The following is a 16,531-nucleotide window of genomic DNA, read 5'->3' as shown; positions in this document are numbered from 1 at the left end:
CTTAATGAGACAAGCCGTGGGCGCAGTCGAATTTAGAGGCATTGATGCAGACTGAACGCAAGCGAAGTCTACGTTCCGCTAATTTCTTAGTGATTGCCAGCTAGCAGAGTCGAGCAGAGCTTAGAGGCATAGATGCAGTTTGAGCATAAGCGAAACTACGTTCTGCTAAAACTTAATGAGACAAGCCAGAGGCGCAGTCGGACTTAGGAGCAGCGATGCTCACTTTCTTACTTTTTTCTGTCCTTATGGGCAGATTTTTTTGACAGTCCAAGAGTGAACAGTCGCCTGTGTAATTCTTGGTCTTTTTGTTACCGCTTTCAAGATTTATAATAAATCTATAAGAATAAGAAAAATAAAAAATAAAGGGGAGTTACCATGAATATCCTTCTTAATATTCTAAATTGGTTCTCGCAGAACATTCTGCAAAATCCAGCTTTCTTCGTCGGCCTTTTGGTGCTAATCGGTTATGCACTGCTCAAGAAACCGGCCCACGATGTGTTCGCTGGCTTCATTAAAGCAACGGTCGGCTATTTGATTCTTAATGCCGGAGCAGCCGGCCTGGTGAATACTTTCCGACCAATTCTGGCAGCCCTGAACTTTAAGTTCAAAATCGGGGCGGCGGTGATTGATCCTTACTTTGGATTGACAGCGGCGAATACAAAGATTGCGGAAGAGTTTCCAAACTTTGTCGGAACAGCTACAACAGCTCTCTTGATTGGCTTTGGCTTCAACATCCTACTAGTAGCTTTCCGTAAGGTCACTAAGATTCGGACTCTCTTCATCACTGGTCATATCATGGTTCAGCAGGCTGCTACTGTATCACTGATGGTGCTCTTGCTGGTACCGCAGCTGCGCAATAGCTGGGGAACTTTGGCTATCGGCCTCATCTGTGGTCTCTACTGGGCTGTTAGCTCCAATATGACTGTTGAAGCAACTCAGCGTTTGACTGGCGGTGGTGGTTTCGCCATCGGTCACCAGCAGCAATTTGCCATCTGGTTCGTTGATAAGGTTGCGCCTTTCTTTGGTAAAAAAGAAGAAAATCTGGACAATCTGAAGCTGCCTAAGTTCCTGTCTATCTTCCATGATACAGTTGTTGCTTCTGCAACTTTGATGCTAGTCTTCTTCGGTGCTATCCTCTTAGTATTGGGACCAGATGTTATGGCCAACAAAGAAGTTATTACGACTGGTACACCATTTGACCCTGCTAAGCAAGACTTCTATATGTATATCATTCAGACAGCCTTTACCTTCTCTGTCTATCTCTTCATCCTCATGCAAGGGGTGCGCATGTTCGTATCAGAACTGACTAATGCCTTTCAAGGTATTTCAAGCAAGCTCTTGCCAGGTTCCTTCCCTGCGGTGGATGTGGCAGCGTCTTATGGATTTGGCTCACCAAATGCCGTTCTTTCTGGCTTTGCCTTTGGGTTGGTTGGTCAGCTGATTACCATTGTACTGCTAATTGTTTTCAAAAATCCAATCCTGATTATCACTGGTTTCGTTCCTGTCTTCTTTGACAATGCAGCGATTGCAGTCTATGCTGATAAACGTGGTGGCTGGAAAGCAGCCCTTGTCCTATCGTTCATTTCTGGTGTGTTGCAAGTAGCCCTTGGTGCTCTCTGTGTGGCTCTACTGGGCTTGGCTTCTTATGGCGGATATCACGGTAATATCGATTTTGAAATTCCATGGTTAGGCTTTGGCTACATCTTCAAATATCTGGGTATTATCGGTTATGCTCTGGTTTGCTTCTTCTTCTTACTCATTCCTCAGCTGCAATTCGCTAGAGCGAAGGATAAGGAAGCCTACTATCAAGGTCAGGTACAGGCAGAAGATTAATATAAAATAAGATTTCGGAGGAAACTAAAATGGTTAAAGTATTAACAGCATGCGGAAATGGCATGGGATCATCTATGGTGATTAAAATGAAAGTGGAAAATGCACTTCGTAATTTGGGACAAACAGACTTTACGGTCAATTCTTGCAGTGTCGGAGAAGCTAAAAGTTTAGCTTCGGGCTACGATATTGTCATTGCTTCTCTGCATTTGATCAATGAATTGGAAGGCCGAACCAATGGAAAATTAATCGGCTTGGATAACTTGATGGATGATAAGGAAATCACTGAAAAATTAAGTCAGGTATTGTAAGAATTTCTATCTATGAAGATGGGTTCTCAGTTAGGGTGGGGTGGTTAGGCTGCCCCACCTTCCTATTATTATCTATTGTGAGATTGAGCGGGGGCTAAAATTCTGGAAAGGATTGAGGATGCCCCTTGTATCTAATGAAAGGAAGAGAAATGAATTTAAAACAAGCATTGACAGACAACAAGTCTATTCGTTTGGGTCTTTCAGCTGAGACTTGGCAGGAAGCAGTCAAACTGGCTGTAGAGCCCTTGATTGAGAGCGGTGCTGTTCAGCCTCAGTACTACGATGCCATCGTCGAGTCTACAGAAGAATATGGGCCCTATTACATTCTCATGCCGGGCATGGCGATGCCTCATGCCAGACCAGAAGCTGGGGTTAATCGCGACGCCTTCTCCCTGATTACGCTGACAGAACCAGTCACTTTTTCAGATGGTAAGGAGGTCAGTGTTCTGCTTTCTTTGGCGGCTACCAGCTCCAAGATTCACACCAGTGTAGCCATTCCGCAGATTATTGCACTTTTTGAGCTGGAAAATTCCATTGAGCGGATTAAGGCTTGTAAGAGTGACGAAGAAGTGCTGGCTCTGATAGAGGAATCAAAGAACAGTCCTTACTTGCAGGGCTTGGATCTGGATTCCTGATGGATGCTCAGAGAGACTAGGATATGATTGAAACTAAGAAGAGAGGTAAAAAGATGTCAAAACAGATTCCAAATTTACAGGTAGCATTGGACCATTCAGATTTGCAGGGAGCCATCAAGGCGGCTGTTTCTGTCGGCCATGAAGTAGATGTCATTGAGGCTGGGACGGTCTGTCTCTTGCAGGTGGGAAGCGAGCTCGTTGAAGTGCTCCGCAGTCTTTTTCCAGAGAAAATCATCGTGGCTGATACCAAGTGTGCGGATGCTGGCGGAACCGTAGCTAAAAACAATGCAGTACGTGGTGCAGACTGGATGACCTGTATTTGCTCAGCCACCATTCCAACCATGAAGGCAGCCTTGAAAGCTATCCAGGAAGAGCGCGGCCAACGTGGGGAAATTCAGGTTGAACTTTACGGAGACTGGACCTATGAACAAGCTCAGACTTGGCTGGATGCAGGTATTTCCCAGGCTATTTACCATCAATCCCGCGACGCTCTTTTGGCTGGGGAAACTTGGGGAGAAAAGGATCTTAATAAGGTCAAGAAGCTGATTGAAATGGGCTTCCGTGTATCAGTAACAGGCGGTCTGAATATTGATACGCTCAAACTCTTTGAAGGAGTTGATGTCTTCACCTTCATTGCTGGACGCGGTATTACTGAAGCTGAAGATCCGGCTGCTGCTGCGCGGGCCTTTAAAGATGAAATCAAGCGAATTTGGGGGTAAGCCATGGCACGTCCAATTGGAATTTATGAAAAGGCGACACCCAAGCATTTTTCCTGGCCTGAGCGTTTAGCTTTTGCTAAAGAACTAGGCTTTGACTTTGTCGAAATGTCGGTGGATGAGTCGGACGAACGTCTAGCTCGCCTTTCCTGGTCTAAGGAGCAGAGGCTGGAGTTAGTAAAGGCCATTTATGAAAGCGGCGTCCGCATTCCGACCATATGCTTTAGCGGCCATCGCCGCTACCCGCTGGGCTCCAATGATCCAGAACTGGAAGCTAAGTCACTGGAAACTATGAAGCAGTGTATCGAGCTAGCTCAGGACTTGGGAGTACGGGTCATTCAGCTAGCAGGCTACGATGTTTATTATGAGGAGAAATCTCCTGAAACTCGTGCTCGTTTCCTGAAAAATCTCCGCCAGGCTTGTGATTGGGCGGAGCAGGCTCAGGTCATGCTGGCGATTGAGATTATGGATGATCCCTTTATCAACAGCATTGAGAAATATCTGGCTGTCGCGAAAGAAATCAATTCGCCTTATCTCTTTGTCTATCCGGATACAGGCAATGTCTCTGCCTGGCACAATGACCTTTACAGTGAGTTTCTGCTGGGGCATCAAGCTATTGCAGCCCTGCATTTGAAAGATACCTATGCCGTGACCGAGCAGTCCAAAGGCCAGTTTCGAGATGTGCCTTTTGGCAAGGGTTGCGTTGACTGGGAAGAAATGTTTGCTGTCCTCAAGCAGACCAATTATCAGGGGCCTTTCCTTATCGAAATGTGGTCTGAAAACTGTGAGACAGTAGAAGAAACAAAAGTAGCCATTCAGGAAGCTAAAGACTTCCTCTATCCACTCATTGAGAAAGCGGGGTTGATGTAATGCTCTTACCAGAATTGAGAAAACGTGTCTATGATGCCAATGTAGCCTTGCCCCAGCACGGTTTGGTCAAATTTACCTGGGGCAATGTCTCTGCGATTGACCGAGAGGCTGGCTACATCGTGATTAAACCTAGCGGAGTCCCTTATGAAAAGCTGTCGCCAGAAAATATGGTAGTTACAGATCTGGACGGCCGGGTTGTAGAAGGAGAACTCAATCCTTCCTCTGATCTTCCAACCCATGTGGAACTCTATAAAGCATTCCCTAAGATTGGCGGGGTTGTTCATACGCACTCGACAGAAGCTGTTGGTTGGGCTCAGGCTGGTCGGGATATTCCTTTCTACGGGACGACTCATGCAGACTATTTCTATGGTCCCATTCCAGCGGCTCGTTCTCTGACTGAGGATGAAATCAACCGCGCCTACGAGTTAGAAACAGGCAGTGTGATTATTGAGACCTTCCGCGAGCGCGACCTTGACCCAATGGCAGTGCCTGGTGTCACCGTGCGCAACCACGGCCCTTTCACTTGGGGTAAGTCACCGGAAGAAGCAGTTTATCATAGCGTTGTGCTGGAAGAAGTGGCTAAGATGGCGCGCTTTACAGAGCAGATTAATCCACGCGTCGAGCCAGCACCTAAATATCTGATGGACAAGCACTATTTGCGCAAACACGGACCGAACGCTTACTATGGGCAAAAAGGCGCTAGTCATTAAAAAAACAAAGAGCAGTCCCAGGGATTGCTTTTTTGTGTTGGTTTTAAGTGGCATCTTGATTTTTAAAGTGGTATAATAAATGCAATTTGATGAGTTAGAAAGAACAAAATGACAAAAAAAGTAACAATCAATGATATTGCTAGCTTGGTTGGGGTGTCCAAGGCGACGATTTCCTATTACTTAAATGGAAATATGCGGAAAATGTCTTTGGAGACGAGGGAGAAAATCCGGCTGGCCATTGAAGAAACGGGCTATCAACCCAACAAAATGGCGCAGAGTTTGGTGACCAGAGACACCAAGACGATTGGCGTTGTGATTGCGGATATCACCAACCCCTTCATTTCCTCAGTTATCAAAGGAATTCATGACACTTGCAAGAAATACGGCTACACGGTTAACTTTACCAATTCGGACAATGACCAGCTGATTGAGCAGGAAAATATCGAGCGGCTTCAGCAGCAGAATGTCTCAGGGATTATTCTCGATACGGTGGATGCCAATTCGCTCCTGATTCAAAAGCTGAGTAAGAAGCGGACGGTTCTAGTGGACAGGCAATCGAGAGAAGTGACGCTGGACACGGTTGTATCTAATAATCGTAACTCGACCAAGGCTTTTCTGGCAGAAATGAAGAAGGCAGGCTATGAAGACATTTACTTTGTCACCTTTCCGATTGAGGGGATTTCGACGCGGGAAATGCGTTATCAGGGCTTTAAAGAAGAGGTTTCGGCTGACCCAGAGAAACTTTTGGTTTTGGGACAAGACGGGACAGCTCAAAAAATTCTTCAGTTGATTGAGCAAAGGCAAGAAAAAATCGCTTTTTTCACCATGAACGGCCCAGCCCTGCTTGATTTTATGAAAATCTTGAACAAGACCGACTACAGCTATCCCCGTGATTTTGGTCTGGGTTCCTACGAGGATTTGGAATGGATGGAGGTTTTAAATCCGAATGTGTCCTGTATTCGCCAAGATTCTTATAAAATTGGTCAAGTGGCAGCAGAACATCTAATCAAAAAATTAAGAGGAGAGCTAGCGGCGGAACCTGCTCAACTCCTTGTAGTTCCTAGCTTTACAGTTCTTAGAAGCTCTTTTTAGAAATGAAGTATTCGCGCGAGTGGATACTTTTTTTAAAATATTTTTTGAAACCGCTTGCAATTCTAAAGAGAATAGTGTATACTATAACAGTAGAAAAGTGAAACGGTTAACCATAAATTAAAGCATTATTTTATAAGGGAAACGTAGTTCACTTTTATTTTTTGAAAATAAGTTAACCGCTTCGCCCAGAGTTTGAAAATAATTTCGCAGTGAAAGGTTGATTGCTCGTCTAGAAAGGAGACCTAGTGAATAGTAAAACAATATTAAGCGACCCCTTGGATGCCTGCTATGCCGTTGCAAGGTTGACCGATAGCGCTAACGACTATCTTTTGGTGGCTTCGGAGACCGAAAATGCCTGCTTGGCCTATGATGTCAATCGCGATTTCGCAAGGACGGTGGTTTGGAGCGAGGTTGGTGGCACCATGTCCATTATCCAAGTGCCAGGGACGCTGGATTTCTTGGCAACCCAGCGCTTTTATCCCGGTTTTGATGCTAAGGATTGCTGGATTGTTCACGGACAGTTCGAGGGCGAGGGCAAGTGGACAATCACGGAAGTGGGGGCTTTTCCTTATCTGCATCGCTTTGATTTAGTTGACAATGAGCGTGGAGCTATTCTTTTTATCGGTTGTACGATTGCCAATTCCAAGCAGTTTGTCGAGGACTGGTCGGATGACGGGAAAATTTTTGTCGGTCATTTTGATAAACAGGTAAGGCAGCTGACAAATGTAGAAGAATTGCCACTTCGGCTCAAGAAAAATCACGGTTACTATCCTGTTCACGCGGAGCATTACTCGCTTATCACAGCGGTGGAAGGGATTTATCGTTTGGACTATCCGCAGGGTGCGTCTGACTGGACTTTGACCCAGCTCTTTGATGAAGAAACGAGCGATATTGTGCAGTTGGACATGGACGGTGACGGTCGTCTGGAAAATATGATTATCCAGGCTTTCCATGGCGATAGCTTGCGAATTTTGTCAGAAGATTTTAAGGAGGAATTATTTGCCTATCCAGAAGCGACGCCTTTTGGGCACGCTATCTGGTCGGGGACTTTACTCGGTCAGCCAACCTTTGTCTTTGGCTGGCGCTCAGGGAAGAAGCACTTGCTTGCTTTTACCTATGAAAATGGACGTTTTCTGGAACACATGATTGCTCCAGAAGTTGCTTCTAGCAACTGTTTGGCTTTTGAAAAAGCTGGAAAATCCTATATCTTTTCGGCGAATAATGGGAAAAATACAGTTGCTCTTTACGAACTACAAAAGGAGGAAAAGAATGCCTAAGAAGAAAGTTCTTGTGACGGGAATTGTGCCTAAGGAAGGCTTGGTCAAGCTAATGGAAAAGTACGATGTGACCTACTCAGACGGGGAGCCGTTTTCACGCGACTATGTGCTGGAACACTTGCCTGAGTACGACGCTTGGCTCTTAATGGGGCAAAAAGGGGACAAGGAAATGATCGATGCGGGGAAAAACTTGCAAATCATCTCTCTTAATGCGGTTGGTTTTGACCATGTGGACATCGAATACGCCAAACAAAAAGGGATTGTGGTCTCCAATTCGCCGCAAGCCGTGCGGGTACCAACAGCTGAAATGACTTTTGCCCTTCTCTTAGCCGCTACCAAACGTTTAGCCTTCTATGACAAGATTGTCCGTACAGGAAACTGGATTGACCCGAGCGAAAGACGCTATCAAGGGCTGACACTTGAGGGCGCAACGCTTGGTATCTACGGTATGGGGCGTATTGGTTCAACTGTGGCTGGCTTCGCCAAGGCTTTTGGGATGAAAGTGCTCTATCACGACCTCTATCGATTGCCAGAGGAGAGGGAAAAAGAATTGGGCGTTAGCTATGTGGAATTTGATGATTTGGTTGAGAAGGCTGATGTCATTACCATTCATGCTCCGTCTCTACCGTCCACTCACCACAAATTTAACAAAGAAGTGTTCAAGAAAATGAAGAACAGAAGCTATCTAATCAATGCAGCGCGTGGTCCGATTGTGTCTGAAGAAGACTTGATTGAAGCGCTTAAAACTGGAGAGATAGCGGGAGCTGGTTTGGATGTCTTTGAGTTTGAGCCAGAAGTTTCTGAAGAGCTTCGCGCTTTGGACAATGTTATCATGGCGCCGCATGCAGGAACGGGAACGATTGAAGGTCGCCGTACCTTGGCAGCAGAAGCCGCAGCGAATATTCTTTCCTTCTTCGAAGGGAACCCTGTCAATGTCGTAAACAAATAAAATAAAGGAAAAAGGGTAAAACTATGCTAGAAGCCTTACAAAAATTTTTCGATGTTTTTGGTGCAACAATCGTTGTGCCAGTAATGATTTTTATTGTTAGTCTGTTCTTGAAAGTCAGTCCCAAGCGCGCTTTTTTCAGTGCCCTGCGCGCGGGGGTTGGTTTGACAGGATTTGGCTGGGTCATCTCTGCTTTTACACCGCTGGTAACCAAGTACATCCAGCAAATGGTTGACACAGCAGGGCTCAATTTGCCTATCGTTGACATCGGTTGGCAAACGGGTTCTCTGACTGCCTTCTCTTCTTCAATCGGTCTGTCCTTCTTCGTTTTTGGTCTGCTGATTGAGTTGCTTCTTTTCCTTTTTGGGATTACGCGGGTCTTTGTACCGTCCAATCTCTGGAATAACTTCGGTTACATGATTTGGGGAACCATGGCTTATGCGGCAACAGGAAACTTTATCCTCTCCTTTGCTTTCATGGTCTTTGTCCTTCTTTACTCACTGATTATGTCAGAAGTGGTAGCAGAGCGCTGGTCAGAATACTACGGAGTCAAAAATGCAACAATCAACTCTATTCACAATATCGAAACCTTGATTCCAGCCTTAGTATTGGATCCGCTGTGGAACCTTATCGGTATTAACAAGGTCAAACTCAATCCAGAATCGCTGAAAACCAAGCTGGGAATTTTCGGAGAACCCATGACTCTCGGTTTCTTGCTGGGGATGATTATCGGGATTCTCGGTAGCTTGAAAAATCTGGCGAGTTTGGAAGTCTGGGGTGGCATTCTAGGTTTTGCCATGTCACTTGCAGCCGTTATGACCATTTTCCCCTTGATTACAGGCGTCTTTGCAAGCGCTTTCGGACCTCTGGCTGAAGCGGTCGAAAAGAACAAGAAAAAAGAAAGCGAAGAAGAAGACGGACTGGCAGACAAGAAACGCTGGTTTATCGCAGTGGATGACGGAGTTGGTTTTGGTGAACCTGCCACTATCATTGCGGGGCTCATTCTGGTGCCAATCATGGTCTTGATTTCCTTGATTTTGCCGGGCAACCGCGCGCTTCCAGTCGTTGACTTGATTGCTATTCCCTTTATGATTGAAGCCATGATTGCCGTATCAAAAGGAAATATCCTCAAGGCGATCCTAAACGGAATCGTTTGGTTTTCACTGGGACTTTATGCGGCCAGCGCCCTCGGTCCAATTTATACGGAAGCTGTGCAGCAATATGGAGCGGTCTTGCCAGCAGGAGTGGTCTTGATTATGAGTTTCAATCTTTTGGCTCACCCTTTGACGGCTCTCGTCTTCTTTGCTTGGATTTCGGGCAATCCGCTTTGGATTGGCGTGACGATTGCTGTTTACCTAGTGTCTCTTTTCTTCCTACGGACAAAACGCGAGTCTATCTACGCTTATTTGCGGAAAATGGCAGATAAAAATAGTGGCTTTGAAGGAAGTAAAGAAAAGATTATGATTAGCGAAGACTAATGAATGACAGATTTGAATTTGGAGGACTGTATCATGAAGAAAATTGACGGACATGCACATATTTTAAATACCATTGCTGGTTTTAACGGCAAGGGCAGACTGAATGCTCTGGGCAATGGCTATGCCATTTGGGACGACGGCGAATTGATTAAGCTCATTCCAGACGGCTATGGCGACAAGGACTTTACAGCAGAGGCTTTCTTGAAGTACATGGATGCCAATGATATTGAGAAAGCGGTGATTTTGCAAGGACACTTGAATGGCTATCAAAACTACTATACTCATCTGGCGATTAAGCGCTACCCAGACCGCTTTACAGGCGCATTTTCGGTGGATCCATTTGCTGAAAATGCCATGCAGATTGTTCGCCGTCATGTAGAAGAGCTGGGCTTTAGAGCACTCAAATTTGAAATCAGCCAAGGTGGTGGTATCCACGGCTATCGTGGACAAAAGACGCCTTTCCGCTTGGACAGCGACCCGCATGTCAGCTTGATTTTGAGCTACTTGCTGGATTATCCAGGCTTCGTTATCACTGTGGACTATGGCAACTTTGACCAAATCAGCCACCAGCCGGATGCTATTGCCAATCTTGCTCGTTTGCACCCAAGCCTTGACTTTGTTGTCTGCCATTTGTCATTCCCGCATGCAGATACACCAAATCGTCTGCAGGCGGAACTCAGCATGTGGAAAGATTTACCAAACATCTACACAGATATTTCTGCTATCCAAGATATTGACCGTCCAGATACTTTCCCATTCCCTAAATCTGAAAAGAATGTTCGGATTGCTAAGGAAGTGCTGGGAGCGAAGCGCATCATCTGGGGCACAGATTCGCCTTGGTCAGCTACTTTTAACACTTATGAAGAGTTGGCAACTTGGCTGGAGCACGTGGATATTTTCACGCCAGAAGAGCTAGAAGATGTCCTCTACAATAATGCAGAGCGCGTTTACTTTAAGCCGTCGGCTGTTCAAGCAAACCGTGAAGCGGTTGATGCAGCGACTAAGGAATTAGGCTTGTACTAAAGCCGCATGTGCTTGTTCATAAAGAAGCTGTGAGGCAATCTCAGCTTCTTTTATACTTGAAATCGGAGGAGAAAAATGAAATATTTTTTAAGTATCGATTATGGGGGCACCAATATCAAGGCAATCGTATTTGATGAAGAAGGGCGACAATTAGGGCAGTCTGCTTTTAGTACCAAGAAGATTGAGGAAAAAGCAGGCTATCGCGAAGTGGATTTGAAAGAGACCTGGCAGGGGATTCGTCAGGCTATGAGGCAAGCTGTCAAAAATGCCCAGCTTAAGGCAGAAGACATCAGCGCTCTTGCCTGTATTGGTCATGGGAAAGGCCTCTATCTGCTGGACAAAAACGGTCAGGAATTTACGCGCGGTATCTTGTCTACAGATGAGCGAGCGGTCGAGCTGGCTCAAGAATTTGAGGAGCGGCTAGACGAAATCTGGGACTTGACGCACCAGCATGTTGCTGCCGTGCAAAATCCCGTTTTGCTTCGCTGGTTCAAAGAGTATGAACCAGAGATTTACCAGAATATTGGGGCAATTCTGTCGGCCAAGGACTATGTCCGCTTCAAGCTGACTGGGCGTATTCAGCAAGAGATAGGAGATGCTTCGGGCAATCACTGGATTAACTTCCAGACGGGCACTTACGACAAAAGAATTACGGCTTTCTTTGGTATTGAAGAAATGTACGAGCTTTTGGCGCCCCAAGTGGACTATGCAGAGCTTGTTGGTGGCTTGACCCAAGAAGCTGCCGCAGCAACGGGACTTCTTGCAGGAACGCCTGTGGTTGGTGGGCTCTTTGATATTGATGCTTGCGCAATCGGCTCTGGAGTCTTAGACGCCAGCACTTTTAGCGTGATTTCAGGCACTTGGAATATCAATACTTATCCCAGCAAGACGGCAGTCAGCCAAGATAGCGGCTTGATGCACTCTTATTTTCCCAATCGCGATTTTTTGATAGAGGCAGGCAGCCCAACTTCGGCGGGCAATTTGGATGCTATGATAAAAATGCTGATGATGGAGGAAATCCAACATCTCAAGGCTTCAAATTCCTCTATTTACGATGTACTGGAAGTGTTTTTGCAGGAGACGGACGCTTCTTACAGCAAGATTCTCTTTTTCCCTTTTCTTTATGGCAACAATATCGGCAGAGCTGCTGAGGCTTGTTTCTTTGGTCTGACAACCCAGTCCAGCAAGTCAGAGATGATTCGGGCGGTTTATGAGGGGATTGTCTATGCGCACAAGCAGCATATCGATGATTTGCTAGCGACGGTTGAGCAAAGACCGCGCGCTTTGCGCTTGTCAGGCGGTGCGACAAATTCGCCAGCTTGGATGCAGATGTTCGCTGATATTTTAAATATCCCAGTAGAGACGGTTGAAGCGCCAGAATTGGGGGGTCTGGGCGGCGCCATTGCTTGCTTGCAAGCGGTGGATGATTTGAGCCTAGAAGAAGCTGTCGAAAAAATGGTTCGGGTCAAGGAGCGCTTTGAGCCTCAGTCTAAGGAACATGAGCTTTACCAAAGGAAATATCGCGTTTACCAAAGTTTGCTTGCAGCCATGGAGCCTGCTTGGGCAGAGCTTTGTCAGCTACGGACGACATTAGAATAGAGGGTTAGGATGAAAATAAAGCGAGAAGAATTGATTATCAACACGATTGCTTTTAAGGAAGAATTAGACAGGGGAGTCAAGCAAGAAGATTTGCTAGAAAGCGTCAAAGAGCTAGGACTTTCAAGGGTTGAAATTCGGCGAGAGTTTTTAGGGGATATTGATGTAGAGTTAAAAAACATCAGAAAAAAAGCCGACCAGCTAGGGCTGTCGCTCTTTTACAGTGTCAATGAGGATTTTGTCATAGGAGATAGGGTCAATCCGAAACTTAAGACTTTGCGGCAGGAAGCGGAGCTCTTGGGCGCTCCCTTTGTCAAATTAAACACGGGCGATGCCGGTCAGATTTCGGTGGCTTCTTTGGCAGAGTTGGCGCCTAGTTTTCAATCATCTGTCGGACTTAAGCTGGAAAATAACCAAGACTCTCTTTATGCCAGTATCAAGAATTGCCGTTTGATGATGAACAAGGTCAGCGCAGCAGACCTGCCTATTGCTTTCGTCTTTGACCTTGGCAACTGGGCTTGGCTGGGAGAAGATATAGAGCAGGCTTTTGCTAGCTTGGCAGAAGTTACCGATTACCTCCACTGCAAAAATTACCGTCGTGTAAATGGTCAAGTGGAGATTGCTAGTTTATTTGAGGGTGAGTTAGATGCTCCTAGCCTCATGAAGCGCTTTAGCCATGTGCGCTATCTTGCCCTAGAATATCCAACTTCCTTGGAAAACTTAGAAGCAGACATCGCGCGGCTGCTGGAAAAATAAAACTGAGGTAGGTTCACCTACCTCAATTTTATGGTTGATAATTGCTTTTGTCTTGGTCAGTGATTGGTCGAATGACGCGGCAAGGAACGCCAGCCGCCACAACATTAGCTGGGATGTCCTTGGTCACGACGCTCCCTGAGCCAATGACACTATTGTCTCCAATCGTCACACCTTGATTGACATGAACGCCAGCACCTAGCCAGACATTGTCGCCAATCTTAATCGGCTTGGCATAGCAAGCCCCCTGACTACGCTCCCAAGCATCCAGAGCATGATTGGACGTGTAGAGTCCGACGCGCGGTCCAAAAAGGACATTGTCACCAATCTCAATACCGCCGCCGTCCAGCATAACACAGTCAAAATTTGCATAAAAATTGTCCCCGATGCTGATATTGTAGCCGAACTCACAACGAAAAGTCGGCTCAAAATGGGCATTTTTTCCGACGGATTTAAGCACTTCTTTTAAAATAGCCTGCCGCTCGCTAGCAGGCTGTCCAAAACTGGCATTGTAGCGGTTGGTCAGAAAGACCGTTTTTTCGCGTGCTTCGACCAACTCGGGAGTCAAGTCATTGTACATGGCACCCGAAAGAATATGCTACTGTTGTTCTTCAAGATTCATGGAGAGCTCCTTTTTTCTTTTATTATAACATGCAAGGGAGTGGGAAACAAGACTTTCCAAGTAGCTGAAAAATCCTTCATCTTTCAATTTTGTAAGCGGTTGTGATATACTAGAAAGGAAGTTTAAAGGAAAGAAAAGCAAATGATTTATTTAGATAAAAGCAGCTCTGTCTTGCTCAACTATCTTTTGCAGTTGACAGAGCCTGAAACAATTATGGCGATTTCTCGTGCCACAGGGCAATCGCGCCGCAAAATTTATTATCATTTAGAAAAAATAAACGACGCTTTGCCTCAAGGAGTGGACAAGATTGTCAGCCAGCCGCGGGTCGGACTGGTTTTGACAGCGGAACAACGAGAGGCTTGTGAAGCCTTGCTTGAAAGCGTGGATGCTCACAGCTATGTCATGAGTATGGAAGAGCGCATGCAGCTGATGATTCTCTTTATCTGCGTCTTGAAAGAGCGCGTGACGATTGAAAAGCTCATGGATTTGACCGAGGTGTCGCGTAATACAGTGCTCAACGACCTCAACACCATTCGTAGCCAGCTGACGGTCGAGCAGTATCAGGTTAGTCTCATTACAACCAAGTCGCAGGGCTATGTTCTCAAATGCCACCCGCTCAATAAAGTCCAGTACGTTCACGCTCTGTTGACCACGATTTTTTCTGAGGGCAATAGCGGTTTTATGCCGATTTTGGGAAGTAAAATCAAGCAGTTTGTGCAGGAAGATGTGCTGCTGTCCGAGGAATTACAAATTTTTCTCAACCAGCAGGTGCATTTTATCGAGCAGGACTTGGGCAAGAAAATCAATCGCTATGAAATCGAGTTTATGCTCAAGGTTCTGCCTTATCTGCTGCTGTCCTACCGTAATATGACCTTGAGCGAGCAGGAGAGGGACGATTTGTACCGCGAGTTTTCTCTTATTCGTAAGCGCGTGGAATACAGCACGGCTAAGAAGCTTCAGACTTTGCTGGACGAAAAATTGGGCTTGCATTTGGATGAGATTGAGCTGTCTTGGATTGCGGTTTTGTTGCTTTCTTATCGAAAAGACCAGGATTTACATGCAACTAGTGAAGATTTCGCGGATTTGCAGCTGGCCATTGACAATTTCATCTGGGATTTTGAAGCGCATTCTCCCTATGAGCTGGAAAATCGTGACGACCTGATTCGCAATCTCATGACCCACTGTAAGGCGCTTTTGTTCCGCAAGACTTACGGCATTTTGTCCAAAAATCCGCTGACGCGGCACATTCTGCAAAAGTATCCTGAGCTTTATCACTATACCGAGCAGAGCGTGGGGATTTTGGAGGAGGCCTGGCTCATTTCGCTGACGCGAGACGAGATTGCCTACTTGGCTATGCACCTAGGTGGTGCTTTGAAGCCGCAGGCGACGAGGCCCAAGGAGGTCAAGCAGATTTATATTGTCTGCGATGAGGGGGTGGCAGTCCAGCGCCTCTTGCTCAAGCAGTGCCAGTATTATTTTCCGCATGACTATATCCGCGCGGTCTTTACCAGTGAGCAATTTAAGAGCGTGGAAGACCTGTTGGAAGTGGATTTGCTGATTGTGACCAGCGACGGGCTTAGCAGTAGATTTCCGCTGGTGCAGGTCAATCCTATTTTCGACTATGAAGACGTGGTCAAGCTCAACCGCTTTATCAAGTATCGCCTGACAGCCAGTCAGCACAGCGATTTCAGAAGTGAGCTAGAGCGGCTCTTGGCGCATTATCTTGCCAATAGCGAAGAAGCCAAGGAACTCCAGTACCAAATCGAAAACCTGGTCGAAAAGCAGATTTTGACTGGAAATTAGCCTGATTTTACCAGTTCACGGACAAAAAATGTACATTTCGAGGACTTGTGTTTTAATTTTCTGAAAAATCTGTTATTTTGCATATGAAAAGAAAAATCATCCAATATATCTATCCAATTATTTTACTTTTTCTAGTAAAAATGTTAACAACCGTGTGGGTTGAAGTTTTTTTAAACGGTAGGAAAGTAAAAGTCTACAGCGATTTGGAAATGACGATTTATTTGTCTGCTTTGCTAATTACGATTGTCTGTTCAATTTTTGCTTTTTGGCGCTGGGGTGATAAATCTATCTTTAAATTTTCTAAAATAAAACTGTCTTATATTCTAGTAACAGTGGGACTTTATTATTTCCTTCAGTATTTTAACGAGCAGTATTGGCAATGGTTTCCTAATTACGTTACGACAAATCAACAAGGCTTAGATGATATTAGATATGCGCATCCTAGCACATTTGTATGGGGCAGTCACTTGTTCGTGATGTCTATTTTGAGCCCTGTTCGTGAGGAATTGGTTTTTCGTGGAGCTATTATGACCAGTTATTTCAGGAATTCCCAATATTTCTTGGATGTTCTTGTTTCGGCAGCAGCCTTTGGTATTTTTCACATTATAGGCTTTCCTTGGTCTTGGATTGATTTTTTCTTTTATGCAATGGCTGGTGCTGTGATAGGTTTTATTTTTCGCTACACCAAGTCCATTTACTACCCTTTGACTTTCCATATTTTTTGGAATACAGCTAATCATTGGAGTGAGATTTGGAGTTTCATCTATTTGAATATTCTCAATCATAACCACCCGTCTAACGGGTGGTTTGTCCTAGGGCTATAAGCCCACATCACCAGCCAGCGCCTAAAGACGCTGGCTTTCACTTTG

General features: G+C 45.6%; 16 protein-coding genes. 15 read left to right on the top strand and 1 reads right to left on the bottom strand.

Going from position 1 to position 16,531, the window contains the following annotated elements; genetic code table 11:
• Window positions 1-375: 375 nt before the first annotated feature.
• From QZ169_RS10015 to QZ169_RS09955, 13 genes are all read left to right on the top strand, one after another.
• On the top strand, window positions 376-1,833 hold the full coding sequence (locus QZ169_RS10015; protein ID WP_002899076.1) for a PTS ascorbate transporter subunit IIC: 1,458 nt from the start codon (window positions 376-378) through the stop codon (window positions 1,831-1,833).
• Window positions 1,834-1,862: 29 nt separating this feature from the next.
• Entirely contained in the window at window positions 1,863-2,141 is a 279-nt protein-coding gene (locus QZ169_RS10010) for a PTS sugar transporter subunit IIB (protein ID WP_002899074.1), read from the top strand.
• Window positions 2,142-2,290: 149 nt separating this feature from the next.
• Window positions 2,291-2,776: a PTS sugar transporter subunit IIA gene (locus tag QZ169_RS10005; RefSeq protein WP_033179219.1), complete on the top strand. Its 486-nt coding sequence runs from the start codon at window positions 2,291-2,293 to the stop codon at window positions 2,774-2,776.
• Between the two features lie 53 nt (window positions 2,777-2,829).
• On the top strand, window positions 2,830-3,495 hold the full coding sequence (locus QZ169_RS10000; protein ID WP_011837547.1) for a 3-keto-L-gulonate-6-phosphate decarboxylase UlaD: 666 nt from the start codon (window positions 2,830-2,832) through the stop codon (window positions 3,493-3,495).
• Window positions 3,496-3,498: 3 nt separating this feature from the next.
• On the top strand, window positions 3,499-4,362 hold the full coding sequence (locus QZ169_RS09995) for an L-ribulose-5-phosphate 3-epimerase (protein ID WP_002899068.1): 864 nt from the start codon (window positions 3,499-3,501) through the stop codon (window positions 4,360-4,362).
• A complete protein-coding gene (locus tag QZ169_RS09990) occupies window positions 4,362-5,072 on the top strand; it encodes an L-ribulose-5-phosphate 4-epimerase (protein WP_011837546.1) in 711 nt (236 codons plus the stop codon). Before QZ169_RS09995 ends, QZ169_RS09990 begins: the two co-directional genes overlap by 1 nt.
• A 108-nt stretch (window positions 5,073-5,180) precedes the next feature.
• Window positions 5,181-6,164 carry a LacI family DNA-binding transcriptional regulator gene (locus tag QZ169_RS09985; RefSeq protein WP_004193510.1) on the top strand — a complete coding sequence of 328 codons (984 nt, stop codon included), beginning with the start codon at window positions 5,181-5,183 and terminating at the stop codon, window positions 6,162-6,164.
• Between the two features lie 245 nt (window positions 6,165-6,409).
• The gene (locus QZ169_RS09980; RefSeq protein ID WP_011837545.1) at window positions 6,410-7,441 is read left to right on the top strand and encodes a hypothetical protein; all 1,032 of its coding nucleotides are present in this window, start codon (window positions 6,410-6,412) and stop codon (window positions 7,439-7,441) included.
• Window positions 7,434-8,390, top strand: coding sequence for a 2-hydroxyacid dehydrogenase family protein (locus tag QZ169_RS09975; protein ID WP_004193507.1), 957 nt, complete (start codon window positions 7,434-7,436; stop codon window positions 8,388-8,390). The genes QZ169_RS09980 and QZ169_RS09975 overlap by 8 nt, the downstream gene beginning before the upstream one ends.
• A 23-nt stretch (window positions 8,391-8,413) precedes the next feature.
• Window positions 8,414-9,865 (top strand): PTS galactitol transporter subunit IIC, encoded by a 1,452-nt coding sequence (locus QZ169_RS09970; RefSeq protein ID WP_011837544.1) that lies wholly within the window; start codon window positions 8,414-8,416, stop codon window positions 9,863-9,865.
• Between the two features lie 33 nt (window positions 9,866-9,898).
• Entirely contained in the window at window positions 9,899-10,888 is a 990-nt protein-coding gene (locus QZ169_RS09965; protein WP_033179281.1) for an amidohydrolase family protein, read from the top strand.
• Window positions 10,889-10,963: 75 nt separating this feature from the next.
• On the top strand, window positions 10,964-12,487 hold the full coding sequence (locus QZ169_RS09960) for an FGGY-family carbohydrate kinase (RefSeq protein ID WP_011837541.1): 1,524 nt from the start codon (window positions 10,964-10,966) through the stop codon (window positions 12,485-12,487).
• A gap of 9 nt (window positions 12,488-12,496) precedes the next feature.
• Window positions 12,497-13,240 carry a sugar phosphate isomerase/epimerase gene (locus QZ169_RS09955; RefSeq protein WP_011837540.1) on the top strand — a complete coding sequence of 248 codons (744 nt, stop codon included), beginning with the start codon at window positions 12,497-12,499 and terminating at the stop codon, window positions 13,238-13,240.
• A gap of 28 nt (window positions 13,241-13,268) precedes the next feature.
• Here QZ169_RS09955 and QZ169_RS09950 read toward each other — a convergent pair whose 3' ends face one another.
• Window positions 13,269-13,817, bottom strand: a complete 549-nt coding sequence (locus QZ169_RS09950) for a sugar O-acetyltransferase (RefSeq protein ID WP_011837539.1) — start codon at window positions 13,815-13,817, stop codon at window positions 13,269-13,271.
• Between the two features lie 183 nt (window positions 13,818-14,000).
• On the opposite strand from QZ169_RS09950, the gene QZ169_RS09945 reads away from it, so the two are divergent.
• Both QZ169_RS09945 and QZ169_RS09940 read left to right on the top strand, forming a co-directional pair.
• Window positions 14,001-15,662 (top strand): transcription antiterminator, encoded by a 1,662-nt coding sequence (locus QZ169_RS09945; protein ID WP_011837538.1) that lies wholly within the window; start codon window positions 14,001-14,003, stop codon window positions 15,660-15,662.
• A gap of 83 nt (window positions 15,663-15,745) precedes the next feature.
• Window positions 15,746-16,486, top strand: a complete 741-nt coding sequence (locus QZ169_RS09940) for a CPBP family intramembrane glutamic endopeptidase (protein WP_011837537.1) — start codon at window positions 15,746-15,748, stop codon at window positions 16,484-16,486.
• Window positions 16,487-16,531: the final 45 nt, after the last annotated feature.

This window comes from uncultured Streptococcus sp. (genome assembly GCF_905372115.1).
GTDB lineage: Bacteria > Bacillota > Bacilli > Lactobacillales > Streptococcaceae > Streptococcus.
Note: the sequence above shows the minus strand (reverse complement) of the source record. Positions and strands in the feature narration are given on the sequence as shown.

Bases quoted from the DNA above. Each gene is read 5' to 3' on its own strand.
- QZ169_RS09960 (WP_011837541.1), top strand. From the start codon at position 10,964: ATGAAATATTTTTTAAGTATCGATTATGGGGGCACCAATATCAAGGCA.
- QZ169_RS09975 (WP_004193507.1), top strand. From the start codon at position 7,434: ATGCCTAAGAAGAAAGTTCTTGTGACGGGAATTGTGCCTAAGGAAGGC.
- QZ169_RS09950 (WP_011837539.1), bottom strand. From the start codon at position 13,817: ATGTACAATGACTTGACTCCCGAGTTGGTCGAAGCACGCGAAAAAACG.
- QZ169_RS10000 (WP_011837547.1), top strand. From the start codon at position 2,830: ATGTCAAAACAGATTCCAAATTTACAGGTAGCATTGGACCATTCAGAT.
- QZ169_RS09985 (WP_004193510.1), top strand. From the start codon at position 5,181: ATGACAAAAAAAGTAACAATCAATGATATTGCTAGCTTGGTTGGGGTG.
- QZ169_RS09940 (WP_011837537.1), top strand. From the start codon at position 15,746: ATGAAAAGAAAAATCATCCAATATATCTATCCAATTATTTTACTTTTT.
- QZ169_RS09945 (WP_011837538.1), top strand. From the start codon at position 14,001: ATGATTTATTTAGATAAAAGCAGCTCTGTCTTGCTCAACTATCTTTTG.
- QZ169_RS10005 (WP_033179219.1), top strand. From the start codon at position 2,291: ATGAATTTAAAACAAGCATTGACAGACAACAAGTCTATTCGTTTGGGT.
- QZ169_RS09965 (WP_033179281.1), top strand. From the start codon at position 9,899: ATGAAGAAAATTGACGGACATGCACATATTTTAAATACCATTGCTGGT.
- QZ169_RS09990 (WP_011837546.1), top strand. From the start codon at position 4,362: ATGCTCTTACCAGAATTGAGAAAACGTGTCTATGATGCCAATGTAGCC.
- QZ169_RS09970 (WP_011837544.1), top strand. From the start codon at position 8,414: ATGCTAGAAGCCTTACAAAAATTTTTCGATGTTTTTGGTGCAACAATC.
- QZ169_RS10015 (WP_002899076.1), top strand. From the start codon at position 376: ATGAATATCCTTCTTAATATTCTAAATTGGTTCTCGCAGAACATTCTG.
- QZ169_RS09995 (WP_002899068.1), top strand. From the start codon at position 3,499: ATGGCACGTCCAATTGGAATTTATGAAAAGGCGACACCCAAGCATTTT.
- QZ169_RS09955 (WP_011837540.1), top strand. From the start codon at position 12,497: ATGAAAATAAAGCGAGAAGAATTGATTATCAACACGATTGCTTTTAAG.
- QZ169_RS10010 (WP_002899074.1), top strand. From the start codon at position 1,863: ATGGTTAAAGTATTAACAGCATGCGGAAATGGCATGGGATCATCTATG.